The organism is Magnetococcales bacterium (assembly GCA_015231175.1).
Lineage (GTDB): Bacteria > Pseudomonadota > Magnetococcia > Magnetococcales > DC0425bin3 > HA3dbin3.
In genome coordinates, this window is the sequence record JADGBZ010000010.1 from 1 (window position 1) to 19,891 (window position 19,891).

Consider the following 19,891-nt stretch of genomic DNA (forward strand, 5'->3'; position numbering starts at 1 on the left):
ACCAGGGCGCTGCCCTGGACCCGCCAGGGAGCCAGCCCCCTGGACCCCAATTCGTTCCCCCTGGACCCCAATTCGTTGCCGGGTGGTGAATAGTGACCCATTCAGCACCCCTGCGCCATGATACGTCCACACAACAACCCGGAAATCACTTGGCATGAAAGAGCCTGCGGAAGACACCCCGGTCAACTCCTACGACCCTTTGCAAGAGGAAGATTGCATCGCTCTGTCCAGGGGCATGGAACTGGCCCAGGATATCCCGAACGGTCATGGCGGCTGGCTCTACCGCCGTGGCGAAAAAATTTCCCCGGGCGTGACGGACCGGCTGAAGGAACTGGCGCAAAAAGGTTTCATCGCCAAAATCCTCGCCCAGCCCATCGGCAGCAAAATTCTTGCCGCCGCCACGGCGCAGATGCAAAAAGCCTTCGACATCATGGAGGAGATCCTGGCGCAGGAGAACCTGTCGGTTATGACTGCCGTGGAGATTCTGCGCAATCATGAAGGATTCCGGCAATTTCAGGAGACCGTGCAGCGCAATATGGAGGTCGTCTTTCACAATTTTACGCCGCAGGCCGTCCAACGTCTGAACGAGTTGCAACAACATCACCCCAGCAGCGGCAACCACAGCATCATCACCGGGCTCAATGCGATGAGCCTGTTCAAATCGATTGGTTTGAGCGAAGTGGAGGCCATCAATCGGGTGATGGCCATTGTCCAACACGACCTGGGAAAGACCCGCGTCAGTCTGAGCACCCTGAACTGGCCGGAAGCCCTGAATCCCAATCAATGGAAGGAGATGCAGCTGCACGCCTTCTTCGGCTTTCAGCTTCTCTACGATCCGGAAGACTTCTCCCTGGCCGCCAGTACCGCCATCCTCCACCACGAGTGGTATGCCACCGTACCGGGCAAGGGTTACGGAGGATTGACCCTGTTCCGGCAGGCCCTGCAACAGCAGTATGGCCTGGACATGCTCCAAAAGCTGTACGAATGGGGACCGTCCGTCGTCGAGGTCGCCCAACAGGCCGCCATTGTGGACATGGTAGCCGCCCTGGAGGAGATCCGCTCCTATAAAAAACGCATTGGCCCTTTCAAGGTGCTGGTCATCATGGTTGGCGACGCGGTCATGGGTCATTTCAATCCCCGACTCTTTGCCGCCTGGTACCACCAATACCGGCAAGACAATCCCAAACTGCTTCCCCGGGGATTCCATGTCGCCCTGCCCAGAGAGATCGAACGCCGGGGATTTGCCAAACCCCGGGAGGTGCATCTCACCATTCCCCTCGCCGTGCTGACCCTGGAGGAGTTGCACAGCCTCGGCATCAGCGACGACCTTCTGGGCGGCGCCACCGTGGATCGCATCCGACGACGCGGCGGTCTCCCCATCGAAGAGGCCAGGACAATCTGGGACAAAGCCGGTATCGACGGAGAGATGGACGACGCCCTGCACCGTCTGGGCATCTCCATCAGAAAAACATCCCTCAAGGTGGAAGAGCAGGTGATCGTTCTGCAAACCATCCGCCGCTGGATCACCATCGAACAATTGGAACAGGTCGACCTACTCCCCACCCTGATGGCACAACGTTTCTCCCCTGATGTCATTCGCAAGGAGGGGGGGATCTCGCTGGAGAGGCTGACCAGCCGGGGCAGTGTGCGCCTGATCATGGCCCGCCTGCAAAAAAACAATCTGGATCGAGGTAAACTCCACCCCATCCTGCTGCCTGCCTACGAGTTCCGCCTGTCGCCCAAACAACTGGACCAGTTGGGTCTGACCCAGGTTCTGACCGGAAAAGAGATCAAAATTCCTCCCTATGGCATGCGGGTGGACCAACTGGCCCACCTCAATATTTTCCATGCCCACGACACCTCACGCCACGCCACCCCGGCGCACGCGCACCATACTCCGTACACTCCCGAACTTCTTGCCCGTCTCGGCCACGAAACAGAAGTCAAAATCTTCTATGACATCCTGGTGGTGGAGGAGATCGACGGCGTCACCCGCGCCAAGGTCGCCTTTACCAGAGAAGGGGACTCCTGGCACGACATGTGCGCCGCCCCCCCGGACAAACTGGATGCCCTGCAGGCCCACCTGCTGAAAATCGGCGTGGTGGAGATGGATTTCAGCAAAGTGATCGAACTTCCCGACCTGAATCACGTCCAGATGGGGGAGCACTGGCCAAAATTTCCCGACTGAAAGCGACGCAGGCGGAATTCCGCCTGCCCGGTCCAACAACCCAATGGCCTCCACACCTTCGCGAAGAGGGTATCTCGTCTGGCCGTAACTATTCACCACCCTTGCAAGAAAAGCCTGGACAGGAAAGCCTTTGTCAGGGCTTCGCCCCGAACCCCGCCAGGGCGCTGCCCTGGACAAAGCCAGGGAGCCAGCCCCCTGGACCCCGATTCGTTGGCGGGTGGTGAATCGTTACGTCTGGCCTTGATGGACCACAAACGCTGTGGTGGTTTTCCCGCTCTGACGCGGACCGAGCAGCGCCACAGCCGGGTTTCGCTCCAGGCTGCGTTCAATGTGGGTTTGTCGTCTTCTGGGTATCATCCTGGCAATTCTTCCATACCGTGGAAGATTTGCATGGTAAAAGTCGTTTTCACTCCAACCAACCCGCCAAGGTCGCCAGCGGCCCCAGGGGCACAGGCGTTGCGCACCCCTCTGGCATGAAGGAGACCACCTCCTGTTGCACCAGGCGCTGTACGTGCTCCAACCCGATGCAGAGTTCCGGAGAGCCCGGCACCGGCAGGCGCGTTCGTACCGACAGCCCGGAAAACTCCTGGTGCAGATTTTCCAACATGGTGTGACAGGCCACGAGCAGCGCTCGACAGGCCGGCTCGTGGCCACGCAAGGCCAACGTCACCCTGGCGCTCTCCACCTGCAAGGTGAGCCGCGCCTGGGCCTCTCCGGCGGAGTCCTGCAAAATCACGCCACGCCGCCACCAAAGTCCGGGAACCACCAGCCCGCGCAACCGAGCCATGATCCAGGTCAACAAGCCCGGGGGAACACCCCAGGGGTAGTCATGGACGCAAACCACCGGCACCCCGTCCCAGCGCGCAGGTTCAGGCACTTCCCGGGGCAACAAGGCTGGAATCAGCAGATCCCCGTTCGCCAGGGGGAGGGCACAACCCCACTCTTCCAGACATGCCAGCAGTTGGGAAAGATCGACCCCTGCCGCCAGTTGGGGCAAAACAGCCGACTCGACAAGACCACCGTTGCGCGCCAGGGCCGGGGCATTGAGGAGACGGCTCATGACCTGGCTGCCCCATTCGGGATGGCAATAACTCCCCTGCCCACCGGGAAGAAGCAGACCCAGGCGGCACAAAATCTCCGTCAAATCCTCCCGGGCACGGGGCTCGGCAATCCCGGCCTTGCCGTAGGTCTCTCCCAGGCTCTCCCGGGTCCACGTCAGGGCGTCGTCCGCCTCGATCTGCTGCCGCGCCATCTGCCAGGCCTCCGGCAACAGGGCACGCACGCTCGCCAGCGTCGCCGCAGCGCGCAAAACAGCCTGCCGCAACGCCGCCATCCCCTCACCCGTGCGGGCGGAAACCCGAGGCACCACCTCCCGTATCACCGCATGACGCTGTTGCCAAACTTCCCACTCCGGCTCCAGAAGCGTCTGATCGGAACGGGTACAGGCCACGATGACGGGACTCTCCACCCCGAACCTGCTGACCAGACCCAACCAACGATCCACCTGCCGCCAAGCCTCCCCGGCCCGGTCATCCACCACCAGCAGGATAAGAATCCCCGGAGTGATCATGTGCGCATAAACACCCTGCGCCGCCTCCGAACCAGCCAGCTCCCAAACATTCAACCGCACCGCCTGACCCGGTTCGCCACCTGACGCCGGCGTGTCCGGCACACTCCAGACCCGAATGGTCAACACACCCGACGGCGACTCCGCAGCAACGTAGGGCTCCTCCCGCAAACGCCGGATCAAGGCGCTTTTACCCACGCCCGGCGCACCCACAACCACCAGACGCCCCTCTCGCAGTGGTACACGGTTGGTGGCGTCCCGTTCCCGGGAGCTGGCCCGGATGGCCTCCACATCCTCCGGATTGGCCAACAACGCCTCAGGCACCGTCAACAAGGGATTGCCCCGCAAATCAAGCTGGACCAGAGAGGTCAGGCGATACATCCCGACCGGCAAATCCTGGAGTTGGTTATCCCTGAGATCGAGACGCTGCAATGCAGCCAGATCTCGCAGAGAGACCGGCAAAGCGGTCAGGGCGTTCCCGGAGAGAAACAACAACTCCAAAGCCGACAACTGACCGATCTCCTCGGGAAGCGAGATCAAACGGTTGTCCTGGATCGACAACTCCCGCAACCGGGTCAAAGCACCCATCCCGGAAGGGAGCGCGGTCAGGAGATTGTGACGCAGGATCAACCTTTGCAGACCAGTCAAGGCCATAACGACCGGCGGCAACGCCGTCAAACCATTGCCATCCAGCCACAGATAGACCAGCGCGGCCATGGAGGCCATTTGCTCAGGCAAGTGTCGAATCCGGTTGCGTCGCAGATCCAGCAATTCCAGGGAGGTCAGTTGGGCAATCTCGGGAGGCAGCGTCGTCAGACGATTATCGGCCAAAAACAGGCGACGAACGTGGACAAAGCGGCCAATCTCAGCCGGCAGATCCTGAAGATCCAGGCCACTCAGATCCAGAACATCGATCCGATCCTGATAGGCCGTGTCAAGTATGTGCAGAAGGGTGTCCCTGTCCATCGCGGCAACAAACCTTCCCGGTCCGACAAACGACCTTTCAAGGCGTCAGCACCTGACGGGAGGAACGATCACCCTCCAACCGCCCCAGAATACGCCGCTTTTCCCGAATGTCCGACCAAGCCTGGTCGTGCAGGCCCATCTTCTCCAACACGCGGCTGCGATACCCCAGGGCCAGCGAATCACGCGGATTCAACCGCAATGCCTCGTTCAAATCTTCGAGCGCCATGCGGTACACCCCCTTCTGGGCATAGACCCAACCCCGGCGCCGGTGCAACGTGGACAACACCTGGGGCGTCAGATTGCCCTTTTCCAGGCTGCCCGCATCCATGATGGCCCAGGTATACCGGTCGATCGCCTCTTCCAAACGCCCGTTCTGGGCATACTTGTCCCCCTCACGAATGTCGTCGAACATGCCCGCTACGGCCATCATGGGCGCAACCAACAAAAATGCCAGGGCAACGACAATGCGGATCATCAAGTAGCTCCTTCTCCCAAGCCTTGGGGAGTATCCTTCCCCCCAATCTCCAGTGCGTGACGTCCCGTTCCATGGCACGGCCCAGACTATGTTCGACGTTCAAACCGACAACCGGTATGCCGGTCACCCTAGCAAAATCAATTCCACCTCATGATGATTTTGCAACCACATGTCATAAAAGGATTATCACCCCCTTCCCTCCCCCGGAAACCATGCGCCCCGACGGAAAACTGGCATCCGCTTCACGCTATCGAAAGAATCTTTCAGGGATTCATTGAAAAACAACTCCATCCGTGTTACTGAAAAATTATTTTTACACTCAAGTGCATGGAGCAGCAGAGGGGATCACTCTCATGTCACCCCAGTCGGTCGCCAAACACCTGCAACTTCTCCAGGAACGGCTTGACCAGGTCAACAAGGCCTGGACCAGCAAGGATCAGGAACTTCTTTTGGGTTTGTTCATTCAACTATTGCCGGAGTTGTTCCACGCCGAGTGGTGCCGGATCTACCACACCAAACCAGACGGTGTGCGCCTCTGGTATCGCCACGACACCGACCAACCCCGAGGCGCCGTCGCCACGCCGCCAACCGGCAGTCTTGCCGAACAGGTTTTGACCACCGGCAAAACCCTGTTGCACAACGCCTCCTCTGCCCCGCTGCACCCGGATGATGGCCCACCCATACGCAACGGCATCTGCACCCCGATTCGCAGCCTGGCCGGTCCGGACATTCTGGGGTGCGTCGATATCCGCAACCGCCGCACCAACGACCCTTTCACCATGGCCGACCGGACACTCATCCAGGAAACGGCCCGCACCCTGGCCTTTCACCTGGAAATTTCCACCCTCAGTCGGGAAATCATGGCCATCACCCATCAGGTGCGCGACGATATGGACCTGTTCCGCCAACAACGCTTCGATGCTGTGGAAGTCGTCACCCGCAGCCAGAAAATGCGGGATCTGCTGAATCTGGTCCACAAGGTGAGCGCTGTTCCGGTCAATGTCTTCATCACCGGCGAGAGCGGTACCGGCAAGGAAGTGATCGCTCAAATCATCCACCGCAGCAGCGATCGCAGCCAGGGCCCGTTCGTACCCGTCAACTGCTCATCCATTCCTGAGCACCTAATGGAGAGCGAATTCTTCGGCCATGAGAAAGGGGCCTTCACCGGCGCCCATACCAGCCGGATCGGTCGCTTTGAAGAGGCCTGCGATGGCACCCTGTTCCTGGACGAAATTGCCGATATGCCACTCTCCGTCCAGCCAAAATTTTTGCGGGCCATCCAGGAGGGAGAAGGGGCGCGGGTCGGCAGCAACCACATCCGTTCCTACGACTTTCGCCTGATCAGCGCCTCCTACCGGGATCTGCGCGAGGAGGTCGCCCAGGGAAAATTTCGCGAAGATCTCTTCTTCCGGCTCTTTTCGGTGGAGATCGCCATCCCCCCGCTCCGGGAACGCCAGGATGACATCGCTCCCCTGGCACGTCTGTTCCTGGAACGAACATGCCTGAAATTCAAGAAACAGGTCCGCGGCTTTGCAGCAGAAACCCTGGACAGATTTGAAAATTATGCCTGGCCGGGCAATGTCCGGCAGCTGCAACACGAGATCGAACGCCTCGTGGCCCTGGCCCAGGATGGCGAGACCCTCCGCCTGGAACACTGCTCGCGGCGCATCCAGGATGATCTCCCCCAGCCAGACCCCCCGCATATTCTCCCAGGTACACCCTCCGAAATGTCCTCCTTTTCCCTGGCAGAAAACCGCAGAGTGATGGAGACGCAGCTCATCCGCAAAACCCTGGACAAGACTGGCGGCAATCGAATCAAAGCCGCACAACTGCTGGGCATCACGCGCCAATCCCTGCATGGCAAAATCCGGCTCTATGGGTTGGCCCCGACGACAACGGCAACCAAACCATGGCGCACCCAACCCCGACAAACCAGACAGCCTCCGAGAAAGGGGGCCAAATCATGAGTGATGAAACAACCCTGGAGCCACCCGCCCCAGAAACCGGGTGCTGCATTCCACTTGTCGAGCAAAATCCGGACGGTGTTGTGGTCATGCAACCGGATGGAAAAATTCTCTATGCCAACCCCGCTGCCGAACTCCTTTTTGGTCAGGAGAGGGGAAAAATGCCGGGAGGCTCCCTGGGGTTTCCCACAACGCCTGGTGACAACCGCGAAATCACCATTCCCATGGCCGATCACCCCCCCCGCATTGCCGAACTTCGCACGGTCCGTTTTACCCAGAACGAGGGTGAACCACTCCTGGCTGCCATATTCCGGGATGTGACCGAACGCAGACGCCTGGAGCAGGATCTGATGGTGGCCAAGGAGCGCGCCGAAACCGGCGTGCGCGCCAAAAATCGCTTCCTGGCCAGCATGAGTCACGAGTTGCGTACCCCGTTGAATGCCATCATCGGTCTGACCAGCCTCCTGCTGGGACGGGGTTCCGGCCCACTCACCGGGCTTCAGGAAGAGTTCCTACGTGATGTTTATCGCAGTGGTCACCATCTGCTCTCCCTCATCGACGATATCCTCAACTGGTCCCATCTTGCGCGTGGGGAGATCGACTTGAAACTCTCCCAGGTGCCCGTTGGGGAGTTTCTTGCCGAACGTCTTGCCGAAGCCTGCGAGGAGGCCGAAGAGAAGGAGATCCTGTTGACGGGTGACTGGTCCCGCGCCCCGAGGCTTGCCCCCATGGATGAAAACCTCATCTCCCGGGTCGTCCATGCCCTGCTCTCCAACGCCATCAAATTCACACCCGAGAGAGGAAAAATTTTTTTACAGGCACAACGCCTCCCCGCCGACGACTCCAACGGCAAACCCCAACTGAGAGTCAGCGTCACCGATACCGGCATCGGTTTGACCTCAGAAGAGATCGACCGTATCTTCGAGCCTTTCGATCAGGCCGACGAGCACGAGACCATCCCTTATGCCGGCTGCGGCGTCGGCCTCTCCCTGACCCGCAGCCTTGTGGAACTCCATGGCGGACGTATCTGGGTGGAAAGCCCCGGGCGCCAACAGGGAAGTACGTTCACTTTTCTCCTGCCCGTTTGAATCGTTACCCCCTATGGTAACTTTTCATCCTTCTTTTGCCCACACGGAATACCTTGGCGCCGAGCATGCTTGAACTCGAAAGCGGGCGCATGCAGAGCATTGTGACACCCTCGGCACAAGGGCTCGGACTGATCGGCAGCAAGGTGTTTGATCCTGGCCCCTCCCTCCCGGGCATGTTCCCGGCCAGCCCCATGACAGGATTCACACTGCACCCCCGCCAGATGCGGGGTGACTCCCTTCTCGACAAACCCCCCCGGCAGGGCAAAACCGACCGTGTGACAGACAAGGCAGTCGGGATCAAAATCCTTGTTGACCTTCTCCAGGGTTGGCAACGCCCGGGCATGCGGCGATTTTTGCCAAGCCTCGAACGGGGCTGCATGGCAGGAACGACACGGCTGCGCACCCACGAAAGGTCCGGTATCGCCCTGGCGTTTGGCCCGCAATTGGGCAATACGCTCCTGATTGGCCAACTTGACCCGCTCCGTATACGCTGCATACCAGGGGAACATGCGCGGCGCATGTCCCAGATCCGCACCCAGATCGACCACCCGGTGTCGCCAATCGGCGATATGGCCCTGATCATCCAGGTTGAGATCCAGCACCCCCAGGCGCATCCCCCACTTTTCCGGACGCACAACCAGGGTCTTCCCAACCCGGAGCGGTTCACCAGGAGGTCCATCCGTTCCTGCAAGCAGGAGATCCACATGCGACAGGGGCAGCCGTGCCACATGGTCTGGATGCACGGCTGTGGCCAGAATCACCATGGCGCCCTCGTTCTTGGCCCCGGCCAGGCGTTGCGCCAACGTCTCCAACGTGTTGTCAACAGGATAAATGGGGTTGCCTCCTCCTGTCCTGGGTTCCCGTTCCGGATCCAGCCAGGCAAAAAACGCCGCCTTCCGCGCACCACGCCGAATCAGCCGCATGACCGGAAACTCGGCGCCGCGCCAATTGCTGGCCACCCAGGGAAGGGAAACCTGTCCAAGAAATGCACGGCCAAACACCAGATCGGGCCACTGCAAGCCGACAGCGTCATAATGCAACAGGTCAAATCCCTGCAAAATAAACTCCGCCTTGACCCGCTCCGTCACCCCGCCATGCGCCAAAAGCCCCCCATGGGCTATCGCGATGGCTTCCGGTTTTTCGGCCCGCAACCGGTCCAACATGACAGCATGCCGATCCAGACCACCAAAATCGCTCTCCGCCGCACACCCGCAAGGCTCCAGATGTCCTGCCAGATTGCCCGAGTAGATGATGGTCAAACCGGAGCTATCCGCCGCCTCGGCACAAGCGGCCAACAAAACCAACAGACTTGCCAACAAACATGATACGCGCTGCATGGACATGATCCTCTCCTTCGGCGCCGTTTTTTTCAGCCAAATTTGCAACTCTTCAGCACCCCTGCAAAAAAAGCCCGGATATGAAAGCCTTTATCAGGACTTCGCCCCGAACCTCGCCAGGACACTGTCTCAGGCCCTGCCAGGGAGCCAGCCACCTGGACCCCGATGCGTCGCCGGGCTTCTGAATTGGTTACGGAAAAACGACCTGGATAGTGACTGCGAAGTACGGAAAAAATTGCCTCGTTCTTCAAATGGGACTAATATGCGAGAATAGCACGGGTGCTTGAGGCGGTGGTACGTCGTGCGGGACGCTGTCGATGGCACATGGATCAGAACCCTCTCCTTTTTCGCAGGTTATCGGACGCCATGAGTGACGATCGTTTTTTGATGCCGGAGGAGCTTTGGTTGGGACAACCATCCATCGATGCCCAGCACGCGGTTCTGTTCGCTCTTTTCGACGAGGTCAAAAGGGCGTTGCGTGACCACACGGAAGGCTTTGCCATGGGTTTTGTCCTTGCCGGGCTGCGCACCTACACCAAAACCCACTTCAAGTTTGAAGAGACCATGATGTCACCTGACGGCTATTCGGGCCGGACCGCCCATCTGGTCGAGCACCGTGCATTCGAGAAGCAGGTGGAAAGTTTGGGTGATCGTTTTCTGGCTATCCACGATCCAGATGAAAAACACCAACTGGCAGAAGAGACCCAGGCGTTTCTCTACAGCTGGTTGGCAAATCATATCACTGTGATTGACAAAAAATTTTGCAAAATTCTGGAGGGACGCGCCTCCATCTGATCCGCACACTCGCGCTTGTGGCATCCCGGTTGGCCGTGTCTCGCCCGGGCGCGGCGCGTTAACTTGAAATGGTGAAAAGTGATGTCCATTGTCGCTGCCCAGCAGGGTCATACGTTCGTTATCCAGATTGCGGGTGAACTCACCTATCGGCTGTATGGTGACTTCATGCGCGCTGTCCAGACCATGCACAAGGACGCCTCTTCCCTGGTGGTTGACTTGGTCCAGACCAGTCATATCGACAGCGCCGGCATGGGCATGCTGCTGATGATGCGGGAAATGGCCGGCGGAGATACCGCCCGGATCTCCCTGATCAATGCCAGTATGAAAGTCCGTAACGCCCTCCTCATGGCCCAGTTTCAGGATCTGTTTCGGATCACCTGAATAAAACCACCCCCTCCATAAAGTATCTTGCCACTTGTCAGGGCGTTGCCCCAAACCCCACCAGGAGGAAGGGCACAGCCCTTCCTCCTGGATCTCCATCCCAGTCTTTCAATGGCATTTTTTTTGGGGCGTTGCCCCAAACCCCACCAGGAGGAAGGGCACAGCCCTTCCTCCTGGACCTCCATCCCGGTCTTTCATTCGTTTTTGGGTTCTCAGTTGCCCCAAAGAAGCAACGACAAGGCCATCGCTGTCTCCAGGGCCTTGGGGCCCTGGTCGTCCACCATGCGCTCGACAAGCCGCAGCAGGCGTCCCGTATCCTGACCGATGTGACCCATGATGGCCTTGCGCCATGCATCAACCTTCTTTTGCCCATAGCGGGAGTCGATGTGTTGCCGCCAGTTACCGGGAAAAGCCTGGGGCGCCTGTTGATAATACCTGTGCGCACTATGAACCATGTCGGCCAACTCTTCTGGATTGAAACTGAGCAGCAGAGAGGGAACGGCAACGACCTTGACGTTGTCGATGGCGGCCTCCAGGGTCGAGCCACACCAACCGGCGAAGGCCTCAAAAATGATGCGGGTATGGTCGATACGGGTGCGATCCACATCACGCAGATGCCAATCCATGATCTCCTGGATGGGAATCTCGCTGTGACGTTTTTCGGTATCGAACGGCCCCCGGTTGGCACGCCAATGGGCCGTGGGCGTGTTGACAAAGTCGCCGAAGGCTGTGCTGTAGTAAAAATCCCCTATTTCGGCCAGCAGGTTGCCGGCAACATCCAAAAACTGGATCCTGACTCCCAGGCGCGCCCGGTCATCGCTGCCACCCATGACATAAATCGGCGTAAAATCATACGCAAGCCGCAACAGGGGACGGCGGAAATCCCGATAGACGCGCTGGGCATTCCGGCTGTTCTGGTCATCAAAGTGAAGTTGGCCCTCGCGGAGTTGCACAACGGAGACGCGCCCATCCTGTCGACCCTGGCGCGGCGCGACAACATCCCCGGTCTCGCCACACCCCTCCGGCATGGGTGAAGAAACCCAGCCATTGCCAGGATGCATGGCATCCGGACGGTTGAAGTCGTCCTGAAAGATCGGATCGTCACCCGCAGCAGTTCCGGGAGCAAGCGACACAAAAAAAAACCCCAGCAACAGGACGAGCCCGGGTACCCATGCGGTGCGACGATACTCCGGCCACGGGGTCATGCCGTCGTAACCACTCACCACCCGGCAACGAATCGGGATCCAGCGGGCCGGCTCCCTGGCAGGTCCAGGACAGAGTCCCGGTGGGATTCGGGGCGAAGCCCTGACAAAGGCTTTCATGTCCATAACCATTCACCACCCGACCACGCATCGGGATCCAGGGGACCGGCTCCCTGGCAGGTCCAGGACAGAATCCTGGTGGGGTTCGGGGCGAAGCCCTGACAAAGGCTTTCATGTCCATAACCATTTACCACCCGACCACGCATCGGGATCCAGGGGACCGGCTCCCTGGCAGGTCCAGGACAGAGTCCTGGTGGGGTTCGGGGCGAAGCCCTGACAAAGGCTTTCATATCCAGGTTTTCCTGAGATGGTACTGAATAGCTACATGCCGCCTTCCCATGCCTGAGGCAAGCGTCCCTGACTACAGCCTGTCGCGATAGTGCTTGTAGAATTGCATGACCCGGACGACATACTGCCTGGTCTCCTCATAAGGGGGGATCTGGTTGCCATAGCGCCGAACGGCATTTTCGCCAGCATTGTAGGCGGCGAGAGAGAGCTGAAGGTTGTTGTTGAACAGGCGGAGCAGATCGCGCAGATAGCGGCTGCCGCCGTCAACATTCGACTCTGGATCCCGGCGATTGAGCACCCCATAGCGGTCGGCGGTCTCCGGCATCAGCTGCATCAGCCCCACAGCGCCTTTGGGAGAAGTGGCATCTGGATCGTAGCTCGACTCGGCGCGAATGACGGCATGCACCAAAGCCTCATCCAGCTCATAGCGAGCGGCAGCGGCTCGAACGACGTTGCCAAACCGCTGCGCAGTGGCTGCAACGCCCTGCTCCGAAGGCATGACCCGCACGCCATCCTTCTTCTTGGGAAAACGAATCAGCAAATGGTAGCGCGGATCATCCGCCCGATCTGTCAGGTGGATAACCCCCTTTTGATCGACAAACGTAAAGATATCAGCCCAGGCCGAGTGCACACCCACGAACCAGACCGCCAGAAACCCCACGACGGCAGCCAGGGGCACCCTCATCGTCTCTTCCCGCCATGCTCGGGCAAAACGACCGGGCCAAAAAGTGATTTTTCTCGTTCTCCCGGGCAACAGTTCAATCTGAACGCCCTCCCTTTTGCTTGATCTATCGTATCCTATCGTCATCCCTTGTAGCAGATGGAAACAACAAAAGCAAGCAAATCCTTCCCATTTCCTGTCCGGCAACAACAAATCGCAGCCCATGGAATAAATTTTTCCTGTAAAAATAACATGTTTAATGGACATATGTACCCATGATCATTTTGTCGGCATCCAGACGGGGAAAAAGTGATTATTTCCTTTGCAGGTTGACCATAAATTATGCAGAATTTTCGTTTTGGTGAGCACATTCTGCCATGGATTTTTTCGTTTTTCCTTTGCATACATAAAGTTATTAGTTATGGTCTATTTTTTGCTGAGTATCACAGTTTTTTCGCAAAGGGTTCTGTCCCGGGGTGCTGAACAGTTGCGGTAGAACAACATCTGACTCAAGAAGGGTGAACATGCGCACGAACCTGGTTGGTAAAGGGTGGGGAGTGTTGGGAGCTGGGTGGGTTTCTGGATGGCCCTTTGTGTCGTGGGCCGATGCCGGAACAAACTTGAATACCGCCAATACGGCCTGGATTCTGACCTCCACCGCGCTGGTGTTGTTCATGACCCTGCCGGGGCTTGCTCTGTTCTACGGTGGCCTGGTTCGCTCCAAAAACGTCCTCTCCCTGTTCATGCAGTGCATGGCCATCACCTGTCTGGTTTCGGTGTTGTGGCTGATCGGGGTCTACAGCATCGCCTTCGGCGATGGTGGCGCACTGCAAGGTTTCTGGGGTGGCCTGAGCAAGGCCTTCCTGGCCGGTACCGATGTCAACACCTTGAAAGGGGATCTGCCGGAGTCGGTTTTCTCCATGTTCCAGATGACCTTCGCCATCATCACCCCCGCTTTGGTGGTGGGTGGATTTGCCGAGCGGGTCAAATTTTCCGCTGTGGTCTGGTTCACCATCCTGTGGATGGTCTTCGTTTATGGGCCATTGTGCCACTGGGTGTGGGGCGGCGGTTGGCTGCAAAGCATGGGAGTCATGGATTTTGCCGGCGGCACGGTGGTGCATATCAACGCCGGGGTGGCCTCCCTGGTTGCCGCAGTGATGCTCGGGTCGCGCAAAGGATTTCCCAATACATTGATCATGCCCCACAACATGACCATGACCTTTACCGGCGCCGGCATGCTGTGGGTGGGGTGGTTTGGCTTCAACGGCGGCAGCGCCCTGGCTGCCAACGGCTCGGCAGGCATGGCCATCCTGGTCACCCACCTGGCCGCCGCCACCGGTGCGCTCGCCTGGATGGGCATGGAGTGGATTCGTCACGGCAAACCGAGCGTTCTCGGTATCGTCACCGGCATGGTGGCCGGGTTGGGAACCATCACCCCGGCATCGGGGTTTGTCGGACCGGTGGGAGGAGTCCTGATTGGATTGATGGCCGGAGTGGTCTGCTACTTTGCCACCATGACCTTGAAACAGAAATTTAAAATTGACGACAGCCTGGATGTCTTCCCCGTCCATGGTGTGGGTGGCATCATGGGAACCCTGCTGACAGCCGTGTTCGCCGCACCCAACCTGGGGGGCATGGGGTTCGCCGCCGGCGCCGGCGGAGACATGAGCAAACAACTGCTGGTGCAAAGCGTAGCCGTGGGAGTCACCATCGCCTGGAGCGCAGCCCTCACCTTCGTCATCTTCAAGATTCTCGATGCGGTGTTGGGCGTCCGAGTCAGCAAGGACCAGGAGTCCGAGGGGTTGGATCTGGTTCTGCACGACGAAAAGGGGTACAACATGATGGAGTATGGGCCGCAATAAAACACTGGCAGTAACGATTCACCACCCGGCAACGAATCGGCACCCAGGGGGCTCGCCCCCTGGAACGCTACACGTCAACAACCCCCGACCGTCTGATCTCGACCACCAGCGCCTCCAAATCCCGGCGCAGAGACTCCACGGCCTGCCGGATGGCATCGCCGTCCCGGACCTCCATGGCGCCCATGTCGGCAGCCTGCCTGGCGATCCCGACAGCAGATATGTTTCCCGCGATCCCCTTGACGGCATGCAACAAGGTTTTGAACTCCTGCACCTTCCCGGCCTCCAGCAATGTGAGCAACGTGCTGCCGGCAGTGGCGTATCGGTCCGTGAACGTGTGCAGGACGCGCAGCAGCAGCGTGACATCACCCTGCAGGCGATCCATGGCATCATCCAGGTCGATGCCACCCACCTTTCGGAGTTGAACCAAAATCTGATCCGCCTCGGGAGCGGGCGAAGGGAACGGAGGGGGGCGGTCGGCCAACACAGGTTCCAGAACCGTGGCAAGAACAAAAAACAGCGTCTTGACGTTGATCGGCTTGGTCAAATAGTCGTTCATGCCCAGGGCCAGACACTGCTCCTTCTCGCTTTGCAACGCATTGGCCGTCATGGCAATGATGGGCAACCGGGTCGACGAAAATTGCCTGCGTAACACACGGGTAGCCTCGTAGCCATCCATGACCGGCATTTGCAAATCCATCAGCAGACAATCATAGGCATCAGGCTGCCTGCGCAGGCGTTCGACAGCCTCCAGGCCATGGATCGCACGTTCAACCACCACGCCGGCTTTGCCAAGAATACCCTCAGCCACCTGCCAATTGACCTCGTGATCCTCAACGACCAGAACTCTCGCTCCCCGCAAAATATCAAGCTGCCTGGTTCGCTGGAGCTGGGCGCTTTGGGAGGCGATCTCCTGCCGACCACGAACCACCCCATACGATGCAGCAGAGTGTGTCCCACCAAAAAGATCGAGGATGGTGTTGAGCAGAACGGATGGGGTGACCGGCTTGAGTAAAAATCCAGCGACGCCCACACTCTGCGCCTCCTGCATCACCTTTCCCTGACCAAATGCCGTTACCATGACGATGCGGGAGGATTGGACAAAAGCGGGATCACTCCTGATGCGCCGGGCTGTCTCCAGGCCATCCATCTCCGGCATGCGCCAATCCAGCAGGATCACGTCGTAGGGGCGTTCATGGGCAAGAGCGACACGTTCCAGTTCACGAACCGCCTCGAAACCCGAGCAGACCGAGATGCTCTCAAAAGAAAAAGCTTTCAGCATCCCGTTGAAAATCTGGCGGGCGGCATCGCTGTCGTCGACCACAAGCACCCGCAGAGAAGCCAATTGTCCCAGGGAAGGGGGGGGCGGCGACAGGAGAGGTTTCTCAATCGCAAAGGGAATGGAAAAACTGAAGACGCTCCCCACACCGGGAGTACTGGTGACACCGATGGTACCACCCATCATCTCCACAAGATTTTTACAGATGGTCAATCCCAGACCGGTGCCGCCATAGTTGCGGGTGGTGGAAGCGTCGGCTTGGGCAAAAGGTTTGAACAGCCCGGCCAGCTGCTCCGCACTCATGCCAATGCCGTGATCCTCGACCAAAAACTGCAAGCGTACACTATCCTCGGACCTGTCAACAATTTCAGTGCGGAAAACAATCTCGCCCTGGTGGGTAAACTTGATCGCGTTCGTCCCCAGATTGAGCAGGATCTGCTCCAACCGCAGGCTGTCGCCAAATAAAGTCTGAGGCAGATCAACATGTTGGGCAAAGAGGATCTCCAAACCTTTCTCTTCGGCACGGGGCGCAAGCATGCCGGCCAGCTTTTCCATAACCTCTTCGAGCTGAAAGGGAAGGTATTCCAACACAAATTTTCCCGCCTCAATTTTGGAAAAATCCAGAATATCGTTGATGATCCCCAACAGGTTGTTGGCTGCAAACTGGATCTTTCGCATCTGCTCCTGCTGGCTGGGATTGAGATGGGTCTGGGAGAGCAGATACCCCATGCCGACGATGGTGTTCATGGGGGTACGAATCTCATGGCTCATGTTGGCCAAGAAGAGACTTTTGGCCTGCGTGGCGGACTCGGCCACCTCTTTGGCTTGCCGCAGGTCAGCTTCCAGGCGTTTCCGGTCGGTCATGTCGATGGCCGACCCCAATAAATGGGGAACCCCGTCCAACTCAAAACGCAACCCTGTAAAGTAATACGGAATTTCCCGGCCATTTTTGGTCAGGAAATGGGCCTCGACAACGCTTTGCCCTTGGGTAAACACATCCTGGACTCTGGATGAAACCAACTCTCGCTCCCGGGGAGCGATGAAGGCAACTGCCGACATGCCGGTCAGTTCATCACTCCGGTATCCGGATACATGTTCAAAATTTTCGTTGTACCGAACCAGTCTCCCCTGCTGGTCGAACATGTAGAACAAACCGGGCAGACTCCGCATGATCGTTTCTGAAAGGAGGACGTTGTCTTGCAGTTCGCGTGTCCGATCAAGGATTTTTTTCTCAAGATTCCTGCGGCCCTCCTCCAAGGCGAGGTTGGCCTTTTCCAACTCCGCCAGGGTCTTTTCCAGTCCGGGCATGTGCAGGATTCTGGGCATGAGGGGAATCAGGCCGACAAGGGCCACCGCCGAGACAATGGCCGTTAATGCCTTGATGACACCCGACAGCCAATAGTCAGGCCGCCAAATGGTCCATATTTCCATCCAGTGCGTCGTGCCACACGCCATGATGAAAAGAGCGAACAGGACAAAAAGCCAGCTGAAAGGAATGTTTCTTTTTCTCAGAAGAAAATACAGAATGAAGGAGATGGCATAATAGGAGAAAGCTATGATGCCGTCAGACAGGACGTGCAGCCAAAGCAATCCCGGGCTCCAGCTGAAACAAAACCCATGCGGCATGAAATCGGCGGATGACGGCAGCCACTCCCCAAGTGTGATCATGAAATCCCTCGCAAGTCACAATTTGATCATCCATCATCCACAGGTCGTGCAACTCGACGATGGGTACATACTGCCAACTCAACGTTTCCGCTTCTCCAGTATATCAACCCGCATCTACCAGGTGCATGGGAAATCGAACTCCTGACCAGGGCCATCGCCTGTGCGATGGGCACACCTCCGGCACCCTTTCAAAAAAAGCCTGGATTTGAAAAGCGGATATGAAAAGCCTGGATATGAAAGCCTTTGTCAGGGCTTCGCCCCGAACCCCACCAGGACGCTGTTTTGGACCTGCCAGGGAGCCAGTCCCCTGGACCCCCATTCGTGGCCGGGTGGCGAATGGTTACTGGTTTTTGTTCCTGGCGGTTCTGCCCACGGGCTGCGCCCATGGCCCGGATTATCAGGTTCCGAACGTCGAACTACCCGCCACCTTCAAGGAAGGGCCTGGCTGGAAGGTGGCCCAACCCCGGGAACTACTGGCCCGCAGTCCCTGGTGGAAAATTTTTAACGATGCCGTGCTCGATCGCCTGGAAGATCGCCTGGCCCTCAACAACCAAAGCCTCAGGGCCGCCGAAGCGCAATACCGGGTGGCTGTGGCCCAGGCCGAGGCGGCGGGGGCATCCCTGTTTCCAACGCTCACCAGCAACCTGGGGGTGACACGAAGCAAGGCATCCAACGCCAAAAGTACCGGCACAACCCCCCATCTGGGCCTGAATGCCAGTTGGGAACTGGATCTGTGGGGGCGGGTCAACCGCCTTGTCGAAGGGGGCGAGGCCAGCATCCAGGCTGGCATGGACGACTTGGAAGGGGCACGCCTGAGTCTCCAAACCCAGATGGCCCAGAACTATTTTTTGTTGCGTGTCGCCGAAGAGCAGCAACGCCTCTATCGTGAAACCCTGGCAGCTTATGAAAAATCCCTGGTCCTGACCCAGCATCAGCACGCCGCCGGAGTGGCCACGACCAGCGATGTGGCCCAGGCAGAGAGCCTGTTGCGCAGCACCCAGGCCCAGGCCCTGGATACCGACCTGCAACGCACCCAACTGGAACATCTGTTGGCCCAGTTGACCGGCCATGTCCCGACCAACTTTTCTCTGGAACCGGCCACGTTGACGCAGGAGTTGCCGGACATCCCTCCAACTCTGCCCGCAGAGTTGCTGGAGCGCCGCCCGGATGTGGCCGCTGCCGAACGGCGAGTGGCGGTGGCCAACGCCCAGGTTGGGGTGGCGGCGGCAGCCTTTTTCCCCACCTTCTCCTTGAACATGTCCGGAGGTTACCAGGGAAACGGTTGGTCGTCCTGGTTTGACGCCCCGGCGCACGTCTGGTCCCTGGGGCCAACCCTGGCGGCCACCCTTTTCGACGGTGGCCTGCGGCAAACCCAGCATCGCCAAGCCCTGGCAGCCTACGATCAGGCGGTGGCCCACTATCGCCAAAGCGTTCTGAACGCTGTGCAGGAGGTGGAGGACAATCTGGCGGCACTGCGGTCGCTGAACGAACAGAGCGTGGCCCAGACCAAAGCGGTTCAGGCCGCCCGGCAGGCGCAAACCCTGACCGAGAACCAATATCGGGCAGGCGTTGTCGGCTATCCGGCCATGGTGACAACCCAAACAGCCACCTTGACCAGCGAGCGGGCTGCGTTGACGATGCGCGGTCGTCGCTATACAGCCATCGTGACACTGATCAAAGCCCTGGGAGGCCTTTGGCAAGAACAACCGTAACTGTAATTCAGGGCAATCACATTTGGAATGGGCATACCCGAGGCCATGATCGCTTTTTGGAATTGAGGTCCAGGGGGCTGGCTCCCTGGCGGGTCAAGGGCAGCGCCCTTGCGGGGTCCAGGGCAGCGCCCCGTTTTGTTTTTGTACGCCCCCCTTCTCCCAGGCCTTTTTTGCGCTGTTGGCAAAAAAGGCCCAAGATGCGAACACATTGCAGATTTTGCGAAAATAATCGTAAAAGATAATGGTCCGTACTTTCCGCTGGCTTTTTTTGGGGCGCTGCCCCAAACCCCGCCAGGAGGAAGGGCGCAGCCCTTCCTCCTGGACCTCCATCCCAGTCTTTTAAACGTTTTTTTGTCGGGGCTTTGCCCCGAACCCCACCAGGAGGAAGGGCGCAGCCCTTC

General features: G+C 58.6%; 13 protein-coding genes. 7 read left to right on the forward strand and 6 right to left on the reverse strand.

What is annotated here, in order from left to right; translation table 11 throughout:
* Nucleotides 1-154 precede the first annotated feature (154 nt).
* Nucleotides 155-2,188 (forward strand): hypothetical protein, encoded by a 2,034-nt coding sequence (locus tag HQL63_03755; protein ID MBF0175949.1) that lies wholly within the window; start codon nt 155-157, stop codon nt 2,186-2,188.
* Between the two features lie 406 nt (nt 2,189-2,594).
* On the opposite strand, the gene HQL63_03760 is transcribed toward HQL63_03755, so the two are convergent.
* The gene (locus tag HQL63_03760) at nt 2,595-4,721 is read right to left on the reverse strand and encodes a hypothetical protein (GenBank protein ID MBF0175950.1); all 2,127 of its coding nucleotides are present in this window, start codon (nt 4,719-4,721) and stop codon (nt 2,595-2,597) included.
* 37 nt (nt 4,722-4,758) lie between these two features.
* Complete coding sequence (locus HQL63_03765) at nt 4,759-5,196, reverse strand: tetratricopeptide repeat protein (GenBank protein MBF0175951.1); 438 nt, start codon at nt 5,194-5,196, stop codon at nt 4,759-4,761.
* Nucleotides 5,197-5,549: 353 nt separating this feature from the next.
* Between HQL63_03765 and HQL63_03770 the strand changes: the two genes are divergently transcribed.
* Nucleotides 5,550-7,163: a sigma-54-dependent Fis family transcriptional regulator gene (locus HQL63_03770; GenBank protein MBF0175952.1), complete on the forward strand. Its 1,614-nt coding sequence runs from the start codon at nt 5,550-5,552 to the stop codon at nt 7,161-7,163.
* The gene (locus HQL63_03775) at nt 7,160-8,248 is read left to right on the forward strand and encodes a PAS domain-containing sensor histidine kinase (GenBank protein MBF0175953.1); all 1,089 of its coding nucleotides are present in this window, start codon (nt 7,160-7,162) and stop codon (nt 8,246-8,248) included. Before HQL63_03770 ends, HQL63_03775 begins: the two co-directional genes overlap by 4 nt.
* Nucleotides 8,249-8,259: 11 nt before the next feature.
* Here HQL63_03775 and HQL63_03780 read toward each other — a convergent pair whose 3' ends face one another.
* A complete protein-coding gene (locus HQL63_03780) occupies nt 8,260-9,585 on the reverse strand; it encodes a hypothetical protein (protein ID MBF0175954.1) in 1,326 nt (441 codons plus the stop codon).
* Between the two features lie 366 nt (nt 9,586-9,951).
* Between HQL63_03780 and HQL63_03785 the strand changes: the two genes are divergently transcribed.
* Both HQL63_03785 and HQL63_03790 read left to right on the forward strand, forming a co-directional pair.
* Nucleotides 9,952-10,380, forward strand: coding sequence for a hemerythrin family protein (locus HQL63_03785; GenBank protein MBF0175955.1), 429 nt, complete (start codon nt 9,952-9,954; stop codon nt 10,378-10,380).
* A gap of 81 nt (nt 10,381-10,461) precedes the next feature.
* On the forward strand, nt 10,462-10,761 hold the full coding sequence (locus tag HQL63_03790) for an STAS domain-containing protein (GenBank protein ID MBF0175956.1): 300 nt from the start codon (nt 10,462-10,464) through the stop codon (nt 10,759-10,761).
* 212 nt (nt 10,762-10,973) lie between these two features.
* Here the strand turns inward: HQL63_03790 and HQL63_03795 are convergent, their stop codons facing one another.
* Entirely contained in the window at nt 10,974-12,089 is a 1,116-nt protein-coding gene (locus HQL63_03795) for a hypothetical protein (GenBank protein ID MBF0175957.1), read from the reverse strand.
* 295 nt (nt 12,090-12,384) lie between these two features.
* On the reverse strand, nt 12,385-12,996 hold the full coding sequence (locus HQL63_03800; GenBank protein MBF0175958.1) for a lytic transglycosylase domain-containing protein: 612 nt from the start codon (nt 12,994-12,996) through the stop codon (nt 12,385-12,387).
* A gap of 500 nt (nt 12,997-13,496) precedes the next feature.
* On the opposite strand from HQL63_03800, the gene HQL63_03805 reads away from it, so the two are divergent.
* Nucleotides 13,497-14,834: an ammonium transporter gene (locus HQL63_03805; protein MBF0175959.1), complete on the forward strand. Its 1,338-nt coding sequence runs from the start codon at nt 13,497-13,499 to the stop codon at nt 14,832-14,834.
* 67 nt (nt 14,835-14,901) lie between these two features.
* Here HQL63_03805 and HQL63_03810 read toward each other — a convergent pair whose 3' ends face one another.
* Nucleotides 14,902-17,778 carry a response regulator gene (locus HQL63_03810; GenBank protein ID MBF0175960.1) on the reverse strand — a complete coding sequence of 959 codons (2,877 nt, stop codon included), beginning with the start codon at nt 17,776-17,778 and terminating at the stop codon, nt 14,902-14,904.
* Nucleotides 17,779-18,011: 233 nt separating this feature from the next.
* Between HQL63_03810 and HQL63_03815 the strand changes: the two genes are divergently transcribed.
* Complete coding sequence (locus HQL63_03815; protein MBF0175961.1) at nt 18,012-19,490, forward strand: efflux transporter outer membrane subunit; 1,479 nt, start codon at nt 18,012-18,014, stop codon at nt 19,488-19,490.
* Nucleotides 19,491-19,891: the final 401 nt, after the last annotated feature.

Coding starts and splice junctions, on each gene's coding strand:
- HQL63_03755 (MBF0175949.1), top strand. CDS start 155: ATGAAAGAGCCTGCGGAAGACACCCCGGTCAACTCCTACGACCCTTTG.
- HQL63_03760 (MBF0175950.1), bottom strand. CDS start 4,721: ATGGACAGGGACACCCTTCTGCACATACTTGACACGGCCTATCAGGAT.
- HQL63_03765 (MBF0175951.1), bottom strand. CDS start 5,196: ATGATCCGCATTGTCGTTGCCCTGGCATTTTTGTTGGTTGCGCCCATG.
- HQL63_03770 (MBF0175952.1), top strand. CDS start 5,550: ATGTCACCCCAGTCGGTCGCCAAACACCTGCAACTTCTCCAGGAACGG.
- HQL63_03775 (MBF0175953.1), top strand. CDS start 7,160: ATGAGTGATGAAACAACCCTGGAGCCACCCGCCCCAGAAACCGGGTGC.
- HQL63_03780 (MBF0175954.1), bottom strand. CDS start 9,585: ATGCAGCGCGTATCATGTTTGTTGGCAAGTCTGTTGGTTTTGTTGGCC.
- HQL63_03785 (MBF0175955.1), top strand. CDS start 9,952: ATGAGTGACGATCGTTTTTTGATGCCGGAGGAGCTTTGGTTGGGACAA.
- HQL63_03790 (MBF0175956.1), top strand. CDS start 10,462: ATGTCCATTGTCGCTGCCCAGCAGGGTCATACGTTCGTTATCCAGATT.
- HQL63_03795 (MBF0175957.1), bottom strand. CDS start 12,089: ATGGACATGAAAGCCTTTGTCAGGGCTTCGCCCCGAATCCCACCGGGA.
- HQL63_03800 (MBF0175958.1), bottom strand. CDS start 12,996: ATGAGGGTGCCCCTGGCTGCCGTCGTGGGGTTTCTGGCGGTCTGGTTC.
- HQL63_03805 (MBF0175959.1), top strand. CDS start 13,497: ATGCGCACGAACCTGGTTGGTAAAGGGTGGGGAGTGTTGGGAGCTGGG.
- HQL63_03810 (MBF0175960.1), bottom strand. CDS start 17,778: ATGATCACACTTGGGGAGTGGCTGCCGTCATCCGCCGATTTCATGCCG.
- HQL63_03815 (MBF0175961.1), top strand. CDS start 18,012: ATGAAAGCCTTTGTCAGGGCTTCGCCCCGAACCCCACCAGGACGCTGT.